This is a genomic window from Mycobacterium sp., assembly GCF_035314665.1.
Classification (GTDB): Bacteria; Actinomycetota; Actinomycetes; order Mycobacteriales; family Mycobacteriaceae; genus Mycobacterium.
On sequence record NZ_DATFZD010000267.1, the window covers coordinates 1 to 14,844 of the forward strand.

Below are 14,844 nucleotides of genomic sequence, written 5' to 3' on the forward strand. Positions count from 1 at the left end.
TCAGAGCCGGCTTCCGGCTCGGACATGCCGAGCGCCCACCATTCGTCGCCGCGCAGCAGCGGGACCAGCAGGCGGTCGACCTGCGCGGGGGTGCCGAACTGGCGAATCCCCGGAGCAACGACATTGGGGCCGGCGATGTTGGGCATCTTCGGTGCCGATCGCATCGCCCCCTCGAGCCGGATCTCCATCGCGTCGGCCAAACCCAGCGATCGACCGCCGTGTTCGCGTGGCCAGGTCGGCTGCAACCATCCCGCTTCGAACGCGGCGCGCTGATGATCACGCCGAAGATCCATGTCCCAGCGATACTCGCGGTAGCGGTCGACGTAGTCGTTCGGCAGAAAGTCCGTCAACCAGGCTGCATACTCGGCCACGACCTCGGCTTCGGTCATCAGCGCCACTCCTCCGCATCGCTTCGCTCTGCATCGTCGTTGGCGCGCGTCATGTGGCACCTCCGGCGACGCGGCGCCCCACTGCGTGGTAAAGCGCGCGGCTGTCTCCCAGCGTGGAAGCGCCCTGCCAGGCATGGCGCAGATACAAGTGCATGTCGTGCTCCCAGGTCTGGCCCAAAGCGCCATGGACCTGAACCCCGGTGCGCGCGCAGCCGACCGCTGCGTCCGCTGCCGCCGCCTTGGCCAGCGCCGCGGCGGTCCATCCGGCCGCAGGTGTCGTGGCGGGATCGTCGAGGCGAGCTGCCGCTGCGTAGGTGAGGCTGCGAGCACGCTCCACGGCGACGTAGTTGTCGGCCAACGCGTGCTTGATTCCCTGGAAGGCACCGATCGGCTTGCCGAATTGCTGCCGTGATTTCGCATGCTCTATCGCGCGGGCGAGCGCCGCGTGGGCCACACCGACCAGATCGGCGGCCGCGGCGAGCAACGGCGTCGCCAGCGCCGATTCCACGTCGACCGGCGCGGTGACGGCGGGTTCCGCGTCGACCTCGACGTCGGCGACCGGCTGCGCGGGATCGGCGCACTCCACGGCTTGCACGGCCACCCCGTCGCCGACGCGGACAACGGCGACGACCGGCCCGTCGGCTGAGGAGGCCAACGTGACGATCAGCTCCGCCCGGGGCAGGCCGGCCACCGCGACCGCTCGCCCGCGCAGGCGCCCGCCCTGCAGGGTCATCGGCACACCCGGCAGCCGGCACCCGGGCGGGTGAGCAGCCAGCGCGGCCACGGCACCGCCGCCGATGGCGCTCAGCACGTCGTCAACCGCGGGGCCGGCGACACGCAGGACACCCGCGGCCAGACCGATGCTGGACAGCATGGGGATGGGGGCGATGGCCGCACCGCATTCCTCGAGAACGACGGCGAGGTCGACGCGGCCGAAGGAGCCGTCGCTGCCGTCGGCGGGCACGGCGAGTTCGGTCCAGCCGAGGTCGACGACCGTCTTCCACACGGTGCGCCAGCGTTCCGGGTCGGTCATCGCCTGCCGGGCGACTCCGGGCGGGCACTCGGCGCGCAAGACGTCACGCACGCTGTCACGCAGCGCCAGCTGACCGGAATTCAGTCCGACGTCCATAAGGCCCCTAACATAATAAAAATAGTAAACTAGCGCGACAGACGTCAATCGCTGCCGCGGCGGGCTGGGCGGCTCCGTATGGTGGTCAGCTATGCCCGAGTGGTACCTGTTCCTGCCGCAAGTGAGAGTGCCGGTCGCCGACATCGTCGGACGAGCGCGCCACGCTGAGGCCAGTGGGTTCAGCGGGGTGGCGTTCATCGACCACCTCGAGGCGCCCGGATTGCGCGACGAAAAGATCTGGGAGGCAATGGGGGTCGCCACCTGGGTGGCCGCGAAGACCGAGCGGTTGCGGATTGGTCATCTGGTGCTCTGCGACGCTTTTCGCCATCCGGCGGTGCTGGCCAAGCAGGCGGTCACGTTGTCCGAGGCCTCCGGCGGCCGGTTCGAACTCGGCCTCGGTTCCGGCTCGTGGCCCGCTGAGCTCGCCAGATTTGATGTCGGCCAACAAGATCCGGTGGCCCGGGTGGAGCAGCTCGAACGCCACCTGGGCTTGATCATGCAGTACTGGGGGCGTGACGAGGCGCCGGAGCGCACGCAATTGCCACTTCCGGAACATCCGATACCGCTGATCCTCGGCGGAACCGGGCCCCGGATGATGGAACTTGTTCGCAGATACGCGGATTGGTGGAACATCCCGGCCAACCATCTCGATCGGTTGGCGAAGTTGGCGCCGGCCACCGGGTCCGCTCGGGTGTCGATTCAGCAGATGGTGGGCTTCGTTCGCAAAGACAGCGACCCCAAGGCCGTGCGGGAACTGAGCACCCGGCGGTTCGGAAACCTCGGTTCGGGCCTGGTGTGCGGTGATGCCGACGAATTGTCCGGACATTTCGCCGGCCTGTCCGCCCAGGGCGTGGAGCGGTTCTATGTCTGGTTCGCCGATTTCGCCGCCCCGGAATCGCTGCACGAATTCGGCGAAACGGTGATCAAAGCCTTCCCGGGATAGCTCCCGGTCATTGCTGCTGTGCGGCCCGGCGACGGACCTCGTTGGGCACCACAGGTTCGCGAGCGAAGGGCCCGCGCCGCACCGCGTTGAGCCGGATCTCCGGCAGGTCCACCGATGGGTTCACGGTGTCGAGCCACGCGACCGCCTCGGCGACATCAGACGCCTGGATCGCGTCCATCTCGAACGGAACATCCTGCAGCATTTCGGTTTCCACGGGTCCCGGCGTCATGATGTGCACGGCGATGCCGTCGCGATCGACCTCAAGAGCCAGCGCGCGGGCGAATGCGTTCATCCCCGCCTTCGAGGCCGAGTAGGCCGTCCGCGCCATCATCGGCTCGTGCGCCGCGGAGGACGAGATGAACACCAGGCGGGAGCCCGCACGCATTCGTGGCAGCACGGCCGCGGTCACCACGAAGCATGAATCCAGGTTCGCCGACATGATCGCCTGCCACTGCTCGAATGTTTGCTTGCGCGCATAAGTTCCGCCCAGCGTTCCGGCGGCGTGCACCACCAAATCGATTGTCTCCAAGGCACTGATCGCTTGCGCGAAGCCATTCGCGTCAGAGCAATCGGCCGCGATATAGCGTGCGCCCAGCTCGTCGGCAGCCGCGCGCAGCGGTCCCTGCCGGCGTGCCGAGAGCACGACGTCGTAACCCTGTTCGCACAGTTTGCTTGCGCACGCCTTGCCGATGCCGCCGCTGCCACCGGTGACCAGTGCGGTTCTCACGCTTGCTGCGATCTACAGATGGCGGTTGTCCCGCGGACGCGACAGCGCCTGCGGCGACAACGCATAGATGCGTTGGTCGGGGCCGGCGGCCAATACGTGGCTCTGCGTGTCGGAAAGATGCCGGGCGGCGATGCGACGCGCCCGGTCGACGTCACCGGCCTCGATCATCTCCGCCAGCTTCACATGTGTGTTGAGCACGGCGCGACGCTTGGCCAAGGACGGGTAGGTGCCCTTGGCCGCGCTTTCGTCGGCCCATTGCTGTTCGTGACTGGTCCACAACGTTTCCAGGGTGCCGACCACGGCGATGATCGTGCGGTTGCCGCAGCCTCGCACGATGAGATCGTGGAATTTGCGGCCGATTTCGGTGAATTCGGGTCCGTCCTCCAGATGCGCTTCCATCGCGGCGTTGACCTCTTTGAGCTCGCGGACGATGGTATCGGCGCGGTCGGGCCGCTGAGCCGCCAATGCCGCGCAGGCAGGTTCGAGCTCCAGTATCGCCGTCCCCAGATCGGCGACGACAACCGATTCGCTCTGCAACAGCAGGCCCAACATATAGGCGGCGCTGGTCTTCGCCGGTGCGTGCACAATCGCACCGCCGCGGTTGCCGCGCCGAACCGATACCAGCCCTTCGGTCTCCAGGATCCGCAGCGCCTCCCGCAGCGAGACCAGGCTGACGTTGAACTGCTCGACGAGCACTTCCTGGCGCGGCAGCAAATCGCCGTCGGCCAATTCGCCGTCGATGATCTGGCGCCGCAACTCGTCGGCGACGATCTCGGCAATCCTCGGCGCCGACAAGCGGCGTCGGGCCGCCGGGCCAATTCCCAGCGCAGTCATACGATTCCAGCAGCGGGACGACTGGACAGAGTCACGGCCGCTGCATCCGCGAACTCCATTGACTGCAATCTTAGCAGTAATGGCATAATAGCCGCGCTGGTCAAGCGGCCGGTTCAACTTCGATCGAACCACTGACCGGCAAAGTTACTAAGATGGTATAGACAACGACCCGACGATGTAGACGGATACAGGTTGAGCAGCGACCACGACAGCCGACCAACACCGCTAGACGACGTCCGTGTTGTCGAGATCAGCGACCGGATCGCCGGCAGTTACTGCGGGAAGCTATTGGTCGACGCTGGTGCTGAGGTCAGGAAAATAGAACCGCCACAAGGGGATCCGTTGCGACGGTTCAGTGCCAGCTGCTCGCCGATTCCGGACGGGACAGACTCACCCCTGTTCGGCTACCTCAACGCCGGCAAGCGCGGCCTGACCTGGTCGGCCGCCGGCCCGCGCGCCGACGAGCGTCTCCACGACGAACTAGCCGGCGCCGACATCGTCGTGCTGACGGCCACCCGGCCGCAGGCGGCCGCGCTGGGTATCGATCCGCAGCAGTTGCTGGCCGATAACCCACGGGCGGTCGTCGTCACGATCTCCGACTTCGGCTGGACCGGTCCGTATGCCGACCGCGCCGCCAGCGAATTCACGCTGCAGGCGTGGTCGGGCCTAACCGGTTTCCGCGGCGATCCGGCCGGACCACCGATCGCGATCGGCGGTGATCTCGGGGAGTACATGGGCGGGGTGTCGGCCGCATTCGGCGCGCTGGCGTTGCGCCGCCGGGTCGAGCGGGGCGGTCACGGCGAACATCTGGATTTGTCGATGCTGGAAGCGATCACGCTGATGCAAAGTGGCGAATGGCTGCACTCCCAGCTGTTGCAGGCGCCGCCGGTATCGCGCACGGTCGAAGTGCCGTCGATCGAGCCGGCCAAGGACGGCTACATCGGGATCACCATGGTCACCGGCCAGCAATGGCTCGACTTCGCGGCGATGGTCGACTGCCCAGAGCTGACCGAGATTCCGCAACTGAGTTTCCAAATCGGCCGATGGCAATACCGCGACTTCATCCGGGACCGGATCCGGCCCTGGCTGGCCGAACGCACCGTGGAGGAAGTCGTCGAGCTCGGGCAGCTGTTCCGGCTGCCGATCGCGGCGTTGGGTAACGGCGCCACGGTCCGCGACACCGCCTATGCGACCGAACGCGGGGCGTTCGTGCGCAACCCGGCGGGCTTTCACCAGCCTCGCTCCCCGTGGTTGATGTCGCGCTGCCGGCCTGCAGCGCTGCGCCGGGCGCCTGCGCTCGGTGAGGCCAACGACACGAGGCCTTGGCCCAAACGTGAGCACGACGTGCGGCCAGCCGAGCCTCGGCTGCCGCTCGAAGGCCTTCGCGTCGTCGACCTGACCGCGTTCTGGGCCGGGCCGGCCGCGACCCATCTGCTTGCGTCGTTCGGCGCCGACGTCGTCAAGGTGGAGTCGATCCAGCGTCCCGACGGCATCCGGTACTCGGGCGGCATGCGCAAGGATGTTGACGACTGGTGGGAGTACGGCTGGGTGTTCCACGCCATGAACACCAACAAGCGTTCGGTGACTTTGGATTTGGGGTCCGATGAAGGCCGTCGGCTGTTCACCGGTTTGGTCGCCGATGCCGACGTGGTGATCGAGAATTTCTCGGCGCGGGTGATGGACCACTTCGGGCTCACCGCGGACGTCTTGCTGGCGGTCAACCCGCGGCTAGTGATGGCACGGATGCCGGCGTTCGGGCTGGACGGCCCGTGGCGCGACCGGGTCGGCTTTGCGCCCACCATGGAGCAGATCGCCGGGCTGGCCTGGGTCACCGGGTTACCCGACGGTCCGCCGGTTCCGCCGAGGGGAGCCTGCGATCCGCTGGCCGGCGTCCACGCCGCGTTCGCGGTGCTGGCCGCGCTGAACTTCGCCGAGCGCACCGGGGACGGCCAGCTTGTCGAACTGCCGATGATCGAAACGGTGTTCAACGCCACCGCAATTCAGCCGATGGAAGCCGAGGTATTCGGCGTCACGCTGAGCCGTCGGGGCAACCGTGGACATGGCCGGGGCGTCCAGAACCTCTACCGCTGCGCTGGTGACGACGACTGGATCGCCGTCACGGTGTGCACCGACCAGCAGTGGCGTGCGCTGGTTGACCTGATGGGCCGACCGTCCTGGACGGAGGGTCAGCGATTCGGCACCGTCGCCGGGCGCCACGATGGCGCCGACGACATCGACCGTCGCCTGCAGGACTGGTTTATCGGCCAAAATCTGCGAAGCGCGGTGGAAAGCCTTGCCGGCGCTGGTATTCCCGCCGCGCCGGTGGTGTCGCCATCGCTGGTGACCGAGAACCCGCAACTCAATGACCGCGGGTTTCTCGAACCGCTCGAGCATCCGCGCACCGGCCCGGGCCGCTATCCGCGGCCGCCGTTTGCCCCGCTCGACGGTCGGAGCCACTGGCTGATGCGTCCGCCGCCGATGTTGGGCGAGCACAATGAAGAAATATTGCGGGATCTGTGCGGGCTCACCGATCACGATCTCGCGGGGTTGGCCTCTGCCGGGGTGATCGGCACCCGGCCCAAGGGTTTATAGGAGGAGGTTTCTCGATGCGGGTAGTTGTTGACGAGACGTTATGTGAGGCAAACGGATTCTGCGAATCGCTGGCGCCGGACATATTCGAGATCGGGCACGCCGACGTCGTGCATGTTGCCGAGGGTGAAGTTCCAGAGCACTTGGAGATCGACGTGCGCGCCGCGGTCGACCAGTGCCCCAAGGCCGCGTTGCGAATCGCCGACTGAACTCTCACCGCTCGGTCAGCGATATGGCCATCTCGTCGTAGATCGACATGTTGGTGGTCAGGTTCGGGTAGGTCACTCGCGGCGGCCCGAGAGTGATCCCGTCACCGCGCAGCAGCAGTTCGTCGAACACCGCGCGCAGCTCCGCGCGGGCCAGCATGGCGCCCAGGCAGTGGTGTGGTCCGCCACCGCCGAAGGCCACGTGCGGATTGGGCTGACGGCCGATGTCGAAGGTGAACGGCGACTCGAACACCTCCTCGTCGCGATTCGCCGAACGCAGCATCGAGACCACCCGCTCGCCTTTGGGGATGTGCAGTTCATCCATCTCGACGTCGACCTTGGCGGTGCGGGTCCAGTACGCCACCGGCGACGCCCAGCGCAACACCTCCTCGACGGCGCTGGACCGACATGACTCGTCGTCGCGGTACCGCTCGATCTGGTCCGGGTTGGCGACGAATGCCTGCAGTCCGATGGCCAAGGCGTTCTTGGTGGTGTCGCTACCGGCGAAGGCCAGGACGAAGAAGAAGAATTCGAGTTCGTTCGTGGCCAAGCTGAATTGCTCACCGTCGTCACCGGTGATGACGCCGGATGCGATCGTGCTCCAGATGTCGTCGGCCGGATTGCGCCGCTTCTCGGCGGTGAGCTCCATGGCGTAGCCGAAGATCGTCGCGAAGACTTCGGCGTCGAGCTGATCCCCGGTGGATTGAGCCTTGAGGATGCGGTCGAAGCCGTCGAAGATGCGCGGACGATCCTGTTCCGGAATGCCGATGATGTCGCCGATGACCGTCATTGGCAGCGCGTCGGCGACATCGTCGATCCAGTCGCCTTCTCCCTTGCCGAGGAGGTCGTCGATCATCCGCGCCGCGCGGGCCCGGATGCCGTCTTCGAGCTTGGCGATCGCCCGGGGCGTGAATGCACTCGAGATGAGCTTTCGGTGCTTGCTCTGCTCCGGCGGGTCCAGCGTGATGATGGTTGGGTACGAGGCGAATAGATCGGCCCGCTGGATGAGTGGGCCGTCGGCGGCGGTGAACGAATCGGCATCACGGTGCAGGCGCACGGCGTGCCGATGTTTGGTGGCCATCCAGAAATCCCGTTTGACGGTTTTAGCTACCCCCGGGGTCAAGCCGTGGCGGAACAGCGGCTTGTTGCGGCGTAGCTCGGCGAACACCTCATCAGGAAAGCCGTTGCGCCACAATGCGAAATCGGACAGATCGACTGCCGTAGCCGTCATCCGCAACCTCGATTCACTCGGACGCCAGAACCGCGCAGGGCGCGGTTGGCTGACCCAACCTTACTGCCGCCAACGACGCGCGTTGACGTTCAATGCTTAAAATAGTAAAAATAGACTGAGTCGTCCACGCACAGCGAGAATTAAGCGCGGTGATTGTGAGCGCGGCCGTGCGCGACTCGGCCGCGCGGGAACGGAGAGGGTAGTGACGGACACGGTTTCGGACTCCTCCATAGATCCGTCCGAACGAGAATTCGGGCCAAGCGGCATCAGCCTTTCGCCGTACCGATTTCCGACCGGATGGTTCATCGTCGGTTTCGCCTCGGACCTGGCGCCTGGCGAGGTTAAGCGGGTTCATTATTTCGGCGAGGAGATGGTGCTGTTTCGCACCGAGTCGGGCCAGCTGAACGTGCTGGACGCATACTGCCAGCACCTGGGCGCCAACATGGGTGTCGGCGGCACGGTGGAGGGGGAGAACATCGTCTGCCCGTGGCACGGGTGGCGGTGGCGAGGCGACGGAAGCAATGCGCTTATCCCGTACAGCAAGATCGGCTGCAAAAACAACGTCCGTGTCCGCACCCACTACAGCACGGAGTGGTATGGCTTCATGCTGGTCTGGCATGAGCGGCACGGCCGGGCGCCGTACTGGCAACCGCCGGTGCTGCCCGAGCTGGAAACCGACGAGTACTACCCGCTGCACCCGCACAGCCGCATGCTTAACCGGGTCAAGGTGCACGCGCAGATGATCATCGAGAACGCCGCCGACCCGTATCACGTGCAATACGTGCACAAGGCCGCGAACCCGGCCAACACCACCTCCTTCGAGGTCTCGGGCTACCACCTGCACGCCACGGTCAGCGCCCACTTCGGCGGCGGCCGCGGGTCGACGTGGTTGACCCCGAACGGGCCGGTCGACGCCAAGATCATCTACGACAACTACTCGCTGGGCCTGGGCATCGTCCGTTTCCCCAGCGAACTGGTGGCCACCATCGAGGTGACGGGCCAGACTCCGGTCGACGAGGACTACACCGACTACTTCTACACCCAGGCCTCGATTCGTGAGCCCGGAGACGCCGGTGACAAGCCGACCGGCCGCGCCGCGAAATTCCTTGCCCTGCAACAAGAAGTCATCAAACAGGACTTCTTCACCTGGGAGAACATGAAGTACCTGGAGAAGCCGAACCTGGCACCCGAAGAGGCGCACGACTACGCGGCGTTGCGACGCTGGGCGCATCGCTTCTACCCGGGCGAAGAACGCTCGCCTGAAGACTTCGGCTACACCCCCGAAGGTGAGCCCGACCCGGCCGCCGCGCCGGCTTGATGTGCGCTGACCGGAGCGGACCCCTCGGTCCCTCCGATTTCGGTGTCGACAGTTTCACCGTGTCTGCCGTGCTGGATCGTCGGGCCGAGCAACACCCCGATCGCGTGATGATGTCGATCGCCGGCGTCGATGTGACCTTCGAGCAGATGCGGCGGCGCTCGTGCGCGGCGGCTAATGCCCTGCTGGGCTTGGGTATCGGGCCGGGGGACTGCGTCGCGTTGTTCACCGCGACATGTCCGGAATGGGTCTACTTCTGGTTGGGCGCCGCGCGCATCGGCGCAGTGAGCGCGGCCGTGAACGCCGCCAACAAGGGCGAGTTCCTACTGCACGCGCTTCGATTGTCGGGGGCGAAGGCGGTGATCACCGATACTGAACGGCGGGCGCGGGTCGCTGAGGTGGCTGAACGACTGCCAGGGTTGAGTAGCATTGTCGTCCAGAACGATTCACTCGACGGGAACTCGGATTCCGTTGCCGAACATGTCGGCGACGTCGCGGATACCGGGTCGCTGTTCTTCACCTCGGGCACCACCGGGCCGTCGAAAGCGGTTGCCACCACGTGGCATTACCTATTCACCACGGCCGCGACGGCCGCGTCGGCTTGGAGGTTTAACGCCGGCGAGGTGCTGTGGACGGCGATGCCGTTGTTCCATCTCAGCGCGGCGCCTTCAGTGCTGGCGCCAATGCTCGTCGGTGGGACAACGGTGCTGGCGCCAGCTTTTCACCCCGGAACGGTGTGGGATGAGGTGCGCGCATGCGACGCAGTCGGATTCGCCGGCGCCGGCGCGATGGTCTCGATGCTGCTGCGGCAGCCGCCCGACCCGCGCGATGCACAGTTGCCGCTACGGTTCATCTCCGCGGCGCCGATTGACGCTGCGGTGTATCGCGACATCGAAAAGCGTTACGCGTGCCGAATCGTCACCATGTACGGCATGACCGAGGCCTTCCCGATCGCGGTCAAAGGCGTTGCCGACGAAGGCGTGCCCGGAACGTCGGGCCAGCCTAATCCCAGTTTCGACGTGCGGATTGTCGACTCGGCGGGCGAGCCGCTCCCGGACGGATCGGTGGGGGAGATCGCTTGTCGGCCGCGCTACCCACACGTCATGAGCGAGGGCTACGTGAACGGTGACGGTGGTGTGGACCCGCACCCGCCATGGTTTCGCACCGGAGACCTCGGCGTGCTGGACGGCGATGCGAACCTGACTTACGTGGACCGGGTGAAGGATTCGCTGCGACGCCGCGGCGAGAACGTTTCGTCGGTGGAAGTCGAGACCGTGGTGATGGGTCATCCGGCGGTGCTCGAAGCCGCCGCGGTCGGCGTGCCCAGCGACCTCGGTGAGGACGACATCCTGTTGGTGGTCGCGGTGCGATCGGACTCCGCACTGGATTATGCCGAGCTGCTGGACTTTTGCAGCGCCCGGATGCCGTACTTCTGTGTGCCGAGGTACGTCGAGGTCGTCAGCGAGCTGCCGAAGACCATTATCGGGCGGGTCCGCAAGGATATTCTTCGCAGCCGAGGTGTCGGGCCCGGTGCCTGGGACCGCGAAAGTCACGGATACATCGTCAGCCGGTGAGACAGGGAGAACACAGATGGCCATGACCTACCAGCAGCAGTACGTACTCGACGGCGCAGCAGGACGCGACGCCATCCTGAATCTGACCGCACGGCACAACCGCTGCTATTCCGAGGGCGACCGCACCGGCTGGATCACGACATTCCGGCACTCTGGCGCGAGTTTCACCCGCGACGGCGAGGAGTTCAGCGATCTGGGTGCCGCCTTCGACGGCGGCAACCAACGATTGGCCACGGTCGATCACGAAATCGCCGTCGACGGCATCAACGCGACGCAGAGCTGCGTCGCACTGCTTTTCGCCGTCGGTGACGACGGCACTACCAGCTTGCGCGCCACCGGAAGCTATCGGGACCAGCTCATCTACGAACGTGGCGGCTGGTACTTCACAACACGAGAGCTCGAATGGGATTCGGTGCCGAACGGGCACTCGCTCACGGTGTGACGGAAGCGGCATCTTTGGTGACACCACCTATCAGCTACCGGTTGGCATTCGGCACCTATGAGGACGCCCTGAAGATGGTCGGTGTGGCAACCGAGGCAAGAACTGCGGGGACCGTGATCAGTGCGGCGCGGATTCGGATGTTCGCCGCCACGGTGCGCGACAGCAACCCATCATATTGGGACGCCGAGTTCGCCACGAGAACCTGGGGCGGACTGCTGGCTCCGCCAGCGCTGCTGATGGGATGGCTGACGCCGCCGCCCTGGGAGCCGAGTGGGCAACCGGTCGTGTCGGCGATCGCCATCCGGGTTCCGTTGCCCGGCACCACGTTTATCAACGCGGCGAACGAGGCCGAGTTTCCGCTGCCCATCGTCGAGGGCGACCGGCTGACCATCGTCGAGGAAGTGGTGTCGGTTTCACCGGAGAAACGAACCCGGCTCGGTGTCGGCCACTTCGTCGAGACGTTGGACACCTTTACCCGCCAAGACGGTGCGGTGGTGGCCAGGAACCGGAATACGCTGTTCCGCTTCACCCCTGAGGCGCCGTCATGAATTGGGAGCAGATCAGCGTTCCGTTTGATCTGGCCGAAGTACGCGATGAGATCAGTTACCAGCGGGTGGTGATGAACTCGGGCGCGACGTGGGATTACTTCCCGGGCCACTTCGACCCCTCCTACGCCGAAAGCCAAGGCCATCCAACAATTTTCGTCAATACCATGCATCTCGCCGGTTTCGCTGATCGCATCGCGACCGATTGGGCCGGCCCCGACAGCCGGGTAGTGCGCCGAAAGATGCGGTTGGCCGGCTCGATCTACGCCGGCGACACCATGGTTGGCCGGGGACGCGTTGTCGCCAAGCGCCGCGACACCACCGTCGAACCGCCGCGCTACCTGCTCGATTTGCAGATCGAAGTGACCAACCAGCGTGGTGAGCTGTGCTGTCCGGTCGAGCTCACCCTGCAACTACCCGGGTAACTGCGATGGCCGACGGCGTTGGCGAACGACACCTGGCGGTGTGCCGACGGTTCGGCGAGTCGGTCCGCGCGGCGATCGGAAAATGGGAGCGTGCATCGCCTTGCGATGCGTGGGACGCCAGGGGAGTGCTGGAGCACGTCATCGGTTTTCACGATGTGCTGCTGCTGCGACCGCTTGGGCTCAAGCCCGATCGCCCGCGCGACGATCCACAGACGCGGTGGGAGCTGACTTACGCGGCGCTAGAGAAAGCGTTCGAACCCGATCGTCGCCTGTTCGAACGCGTCGTTGACATCCCGGAGTTACAGGGCAATCCGGCGGTGCGACGGGATGCCCGCGCGATGATGCCGAACCTGACCCGCGACGTGTTGGTGCACACTTGGGACCTGGCCCGCGCGGTGGGCGCTGACGACCGGTTGGACGCCGGTTGGTGCGAGCAGTTCTACGCGGCCTTGCCGAGCGACTTGCAAGCGCTCAGCCCTGCGGGGATGTTCGACGCTCCCGTCGCAGTGGCCGACCACAGCGACGTGCAATCGAAACTTCTTGCCCGGCTCGGCCGCAACCCCGACTGGCGACCGCCGGACGACCAACCGTCATAGACCGCAACTCGATGGCTGCCAGCGCCGTCAGGATGTCCAGGTGCCGACGCCACCGATCTTTTGGACCGTTATGCGCGTCACGTATCCGGGCGGTGCGCCGGGGGGCGGGAAGGCGGTGCCCGGACCGAACTTCTCTGTCACGACTTGTTCGAGCAGTTCGGGTGCACCGCCTTCCTCGATGCGCGCCCTGCCCTTGATCGACAGGTACGGAACGAACGGCCCGCTCCGGTTGGTGGAAACGAAAGTCACCGACACCCGCGGATCACGCCGGATATTGCGAACCTTCTGATGCTCCTGCAGATGCGCAGTGACCAACTCGTCGTCGCCGTCGGCCGTGCTTTGCAGCGCCAGCCAAACCACGCTCACCTGCGCGCTGCCGTCGAGGTTAATTGTCACCAGCGTCGCTGGGTCGGAACCGATTAGTTGGCGCGCAGCGTCATTGAACTTTATCAAGGATCTCCTATCCGCCACCAACATGGCACGTGCAGATGCGGCGATCAGTCACCTGTTTAGGTGAGGTCGCGGTGACCGAGTCGCCACGTCTCGGCGTGTCGCGGCTAACTTACGGCACTCTCAATTGCCAAGGGCCCGTTTCACATTGATGGGAGCGTAGGTCCGGTGACCATCGGCATGAGGTAGTCGCGCACGTATGTGCGGGTGTCGTCGATGGTGGCGAGTTTGATGCTGGTGTGTGGCGTGACGATGAACGACAGGGTGAGCCGAGTCTGTAGTTCTGCGACGGTATGCAGGTGGCGCTCCTGGGCAGGCGTTGTCTTGGCAGTGCCGTAGAGCTCGGTGCGCAACCACGCAACGGAGTAGTCGGTGGCGAAATCAAGAATGTCGCCGGCGTCGATGGTCAGGCTTGGCAGGATCGTTTCGGGCTCAGTGCGCAGCATCTTCCTCAGCAGCGAGTGTTCACGGAGGAATGTCACGGTGAACACGGTGCCGTAGACCATCCGGTCTTCGAATGTGGTGGCGCGCGAGCGGGCGGCCTCGCTGCCCTGCAGGAAGCGGCGCGCCTCGGCGAGCACGAGCGCGTCGGTCAGCGCAGTCTTGGTGGGGAAACGCCGGTAGAGGGTCGCGCGGCCGACGCCGCTGCAGCGGGCGACGTCTTCCATCGTGGAGCGTCGCATCCCGACCAGTTCGGCCTGCTCGAGCGCGGCTGCCAGGATCCGCGGGGTGATTTGGTCGGGATTGTCGAGCTGGGCGACGACGGCAGGGTGATGAACGGGATCGAGACGAATTCTGGGCGTTGATGTGCTTTGGAGACCAAGGTGCGGTTGCTGACCGCGTTGCTGATGAGGGTCGCATCTTGTTTCAGATCATGTGTGCGCTCGTCCACCAAGGAGCCCGCGCCTTTTAGCTCCAATTGGGCACTTACCCGTGCTGTAGACGGGTCGATTTTCTGGATGAGGATGGTGAGGGTCACATGGTCGGGGTTGTCGGTGTCGCCGAGCACAGTCGGATGGTGGCCTTTGTGGTGCTCGAACCAGTACAAGGAGATGCTCAGGACTGTGAGCGCAACGACAAGGAGCGATACAAAGATGAGCTTGGCTAGGCTGGGCGGGCGCGGTGGGTCGGTTGTCGACATTGTTGGCCTGGGCATCGTCAGTGTTGACGTCGACATACTCAGCCCTTCCTAGCGATATTTCGTGAGCGGTCGCGGTGGCCGGCGCCCGGGCGCGAGCACACAAGCCGAGATATTGCAGCCATAAGACCCCGGAGGACGCGCCGTGTGGTGCACACCGGCTGAGAATGATTCATGGTGTGTGCACACATCGGTTACATGGAATTTCGGCAATGGCAGCGCGAAAGCTCGGCGAGGTTGACGTGCGGTTCCTCGCTCCACAGATCCTAAATACGTTGTCACACAACGGGCTAACGAATACAGAGCACTTT

At 65.3% G+C, this 14,844-nt stretch carries 17 protein-coding genes and 1 pseudogene; 10 read left to right on the forward strand and 8 right to left on the reverse strand.

Annotated elements, in window-relative coordinates; translation table 11 throughout:
- Together VKI00_RS18975 and VKI00_RS18980 are read right to left on the reverse strand one after the other, a co-directional pair.
- The coding region (locus tag VKI00_RS18975; protein ID WP_324440089.1) for an acyl-CoA dehydrogenase family protein at nt 1-389 on the reverse strand (389 nt) is incomplete at its 3' end.
- Between the two features lie 49 nt (nt 390-438).
- A complete protein-coding gene (locus tag VKI00_RS18980) occupies nt 439-1,518 on the reverse strand; it encodes an acyl-CoA dehydrogenase family protein (protein WP_324440091.1) in 1,080 nt (359 codons plus the stop codon).
- A 91-nt stretch (nt 1,519-1,609) separates the two neighbouring features.
- Here VKI00_RS18980 and VKI00_RS18985 point away from each other — a divergent pair, with 91 nt between their 5' ends.
- Entirely contained in the window at nt 1,610-2,461 is an 852-nt protein-coding gene (locus tag VKI00_RS18985; protein ID WP_324440093.1) for an LLM class flavin-dependent oxidoreductase, read from the forward strand.
- A 7-nt stretch (nt 2,462-2,468) separates the two neighbouring features.
- Here VKI00_RS18985 and VKI00_RS18990 read toward each other — a convergent pair whose 3' ends face one another.
- Nucleotides 2,469-3,188, reverse strand: a complete 720-nt coding sequence (locus VKI00_RS18990; RefSeq protein ID WP_324440095.1) for an SDR family oxidoreductase — start codon at nt 3,186-3,188, stop codon at nt 2,469-2,471.
- A gap of 12 nt (nt 3,189-3,200) precedes the next feature.
- The gene (locus tag VKI00_RS18995) at nt 3,201-4,022 is read right to left on the reverse strand and encodes a FadR/GntR family transcriptional regulator (RefSeq protein WP_324440097.1); all 822 of its coding nucleotides are present in this window, start codon (nt 4,020-4,022) and stop codon (nt 3,201-3,203) included.
- A gap of 192 nt (nt 4,023-4,214) precedes the next feature.
- On the opposite strand from VKI00_RS18995, the gene VKI00_RS19000 reads away from it, so the two are divergent.
- Both VKI00_RS19000 and VKI00_RS19005 read left to right on the forward strand, forming a co-directional pair.
- A complete protein-coding gene (locus VKI00_RS19000; protein ID WP_324440099.1) occupies nt 4,215-6,614 on the forward strand; it encodes a CoA transferase in 2,400 nt (799 codons plus the stop codon).
- A 14-nt stretch (nt 6,615-6,628) separates the two neighbouring features.
- Entirely contained in the window at nt 6,629-6,820 is a 192-nt protein-coding gene (locus tag VKI00_RS19005; RefSeq protein ID WP_324440101.1) for a ferredoxin, read from the forward strand.
- 4 nt (nt 6,821-6,824) lie between these two features.
- Here the strand turns inward: VKI00_RS19005 and VKI00_RS19010 are convergent, their stop codons facing one another.
- Nucleotides 6,825-8,048 (reverse strand): cytochrome P450, encoded by a 1,224-nt coding sequence (locus tag VKI00_RS19010; RefSeq protein ID WP_324440103.1) that lies wholly within the window; start codon nt 8,046-8,048, stop codon nt 6,825-6,827.
- A 202-nt stretch (nt 8,049-8,250) separates the two neighbouring features.
- On the opposite strand from VKI00_RS19010, the gene VKI00_RS19015 reads away from it, so the two are divergent.
- The 6 genes from VKI00_RS19015 (at nt 8,251) to VKI00_RS19040 (ending at nt 12,945) form a co-directional block, all read left to right on the forward strand.
- Complete coding sequence (locus tag VKI00_RS19015) at nt 8,251-9,366, forward strand: aromatic ring-hydroxylating oxygenase subunit alpha (RefSeq protein ID WP_324440105.1); 1,116 nt, start codon at nt 8,251-8,253, stop codon at nt 9,364-9,366.
- Nucleotides 9,366-10,937, forward strand: a complete 1,572-nt coding sequence (locus VKI00_RS19020; RefSeq protein ID WP_324440107.1) for an AMP-binding protein — start codon at nt 9,366-9,368, stop codon at nt 10,935-10,937. Before VKI00_RS19015 ends, VKI00_RS19020 begins: the two co-directional genes overlap by 1 nt.
- A 16-nt stretch (nt 10,938-10,953) precedes the next feature.
- The gene (locus VKI00_RS19025; RefSeq protein WP_324440109.1) at nt 10,954-11,379 is read left to right on the forward strand and encodes a nuclear transport factor 2 family protein; all 426 of its coding nucleotides are present in this window, start codon (nt 10,954-10,956) and stop codon (nt 11,377-11,379) included.
- 74 nt (nt 11,380-11,453) lie between these two features.
- A complete protein-coding gene (locus tag VKI00_RS19030) occupies nt 11,454-11,927 on the forward strand; it encodes an FAS1-like dehydratase domain-containing protein (RefSeq protein ID WP_324440117.1) in 474 nt (157 codons plus the stop codon).
- On the forward strand, nt 11,924-12,349 hold the full coding sequence (locus VKI00_RS19035) for a MaoC family dehydratase (protein WP_324440111.1): 426 nt from the start codon (nt 11,924-11,926) through the stop codon (nt 12,347-12,349). Before VKI00_RS19030 ends, VKI00_RS19035 begins: the two co-directional genes overlap by 4 nt.
- A 5-nt stretch (nt 12,350-12,354) precedes the next feature.
- On the forward strand, nt 12,355-12,945 hold the full coding sequence (locus tag VKI00_RS19040; protein ID WP_324440113.1) for a maleylpyruvate isomerase family mycothiol-dependent enzyme: 591 nt from the start codon (nt 12,355-12,357) through the stop codon (nt 12,943-12,945).
- Between the two features lie 27 nt (nt 12,946-12,972).
- Here the strand turns inward: VKI00_RS19040 and VKI00_RS19045 are convergent, their stop codons facing one another.
- The 3 genes and pseudogenes from VKI00_RS19045 to VKI00_RS33850 form a co-directional block, all read right to left on the reverse strand.
- Complete coding sequence (locus tag VKI00_RS19045; protein ID WP_324440119.1) at nt 12,973-13,395, reverse strand: TIGR03618 family F420-dependent PPOX class oxidoreductase; 423 nt, start codon at nt 13,393-13,395, stop codon at nt 12,973-12,975.
- A 143-nt stretch (nt 13,396-13,538) separates the two neighbouring features.
- A complete protein-coding gene (locus tag VKI00_RS19050) occupies nt 13,539-14,189 on the reverse strand; it encodes a helix-turn-helix domain-containing protein (RefSeq protein ID WP_324440121.1) in 651 nt (216 codons plus the stop codon).
- A gap of 44 nt (nt 14,190-14,233) precedes the next feature.
- Nucleotides 14,234-14,404: pseudogene (locus VKI00_RS33850) on the reverse strand (hypothetical protein); the annotation flags it as partial.
- Here VKI00_RS33850 and VKI00_RS19055 point away from each other — a divergent pair.
- Complete coding sequence (locus VKI00_RS19055) at nt 14,375-14,503, forward strand: hypothetical protein (RefSeq protein ID WP_324440115.1); 129 nt, start codon at nt 14,375-14,377, stop codon at nt 14,501-14,503. The pseudogene VKI00_RS33850 and the gene VKI00_RS19055 sit on opposite strands and share 30 nt — an antisense overlap.
- Nucleotides 14,504-14,844 lie beyond the last annotated feature (341 nt).

What these genes read in the sequence shown, in the direction of transcription:
- VKI00_RS18980 (WP_324440091.1), bottom strand. Translation starts at nt 1,518, where the DNA reads ATGGACGTCGGACTGAATTCCGGTCAGCTGGCGCTGCGTGACAGCGTG.
- VKI00_RS18985 (WP_324440093.1), top strand. Translation starts at nt 1,610, where the DNA reads ATGCCCGAGTGGTACCTGTTCCTGCCGCAAGTGAGAGTGCCGGTCGCC.
- VKI00_RS18995 (WP_324440097.1), bottom strand. Translation starts at nt 4,022, where the DNA reads ATGACTGCGCTGGGAATTGGCCCGGCGGCCCGACGCCGCTTGTCGGCG.
- VKI00_RS19005 (WP_324440101.1), top strand. Translation starts at nt 6,629, where the DNA reads ATGCGGGTAGTTGTTGACGAGACGTTATGTGAGGCAAACGGATTCTGC.
- VKI00_RS19010 (WP_324440103.1), bottom strand. Translation starts at nt 8,048, where the DNA reads ATGACGGCTACGGCAGTCGATCTGTCCGATTTCGCATTGTGGCGCAAC.
- VKI00_RS19020 (WP_324440107.1), top strand. Translation starts at nt 9,366, where the DNA reads ATGTGCGCTGACCGGAGCGGACCCCTCGGTCCCTCCGATTTCGGTGTC.
- VKI00_RS19025 (WP_324440109.1), top strand. Translation starts at nt 10,954, where the DNA reads ATGGCCATGACCTACCAGCAGCAGTACGTACTCGACGGCGCAGCAGGA.
- VKI00_RS19030 (WP_324440117.1), top strand. Translation starts at nt 11,454, where the DNA reads ATGGTCGGTGTGGCAACCGAGGCAAGAACTGCGGGGACCGTGATCAGT.
- VKI00_RS19035 (WP_324440111.1), top strand. Translation starts at nt 11,924, where the DNA reads ATGAATTGGGAGCAGATCAGCGTTCCGTTTGATCTGGCCGAAGTACGC.
- VKI00_RS19040 (WP_324440113.1), top strand. Translation starts at nt 12,355, where the DNA reads ATGGCCGACGGCGTTGGCGAACGACACCTGGCGGTGTGCCGACGGTTC.
- VKI00_RS19055 (WP_324440115.1), top strand. Translation starts at nt 14,375, where the DNA reads ATGGTCGGGGTTGTCGGTGTCGCCGAGCACAGTCGGATGGTGGCCTTT.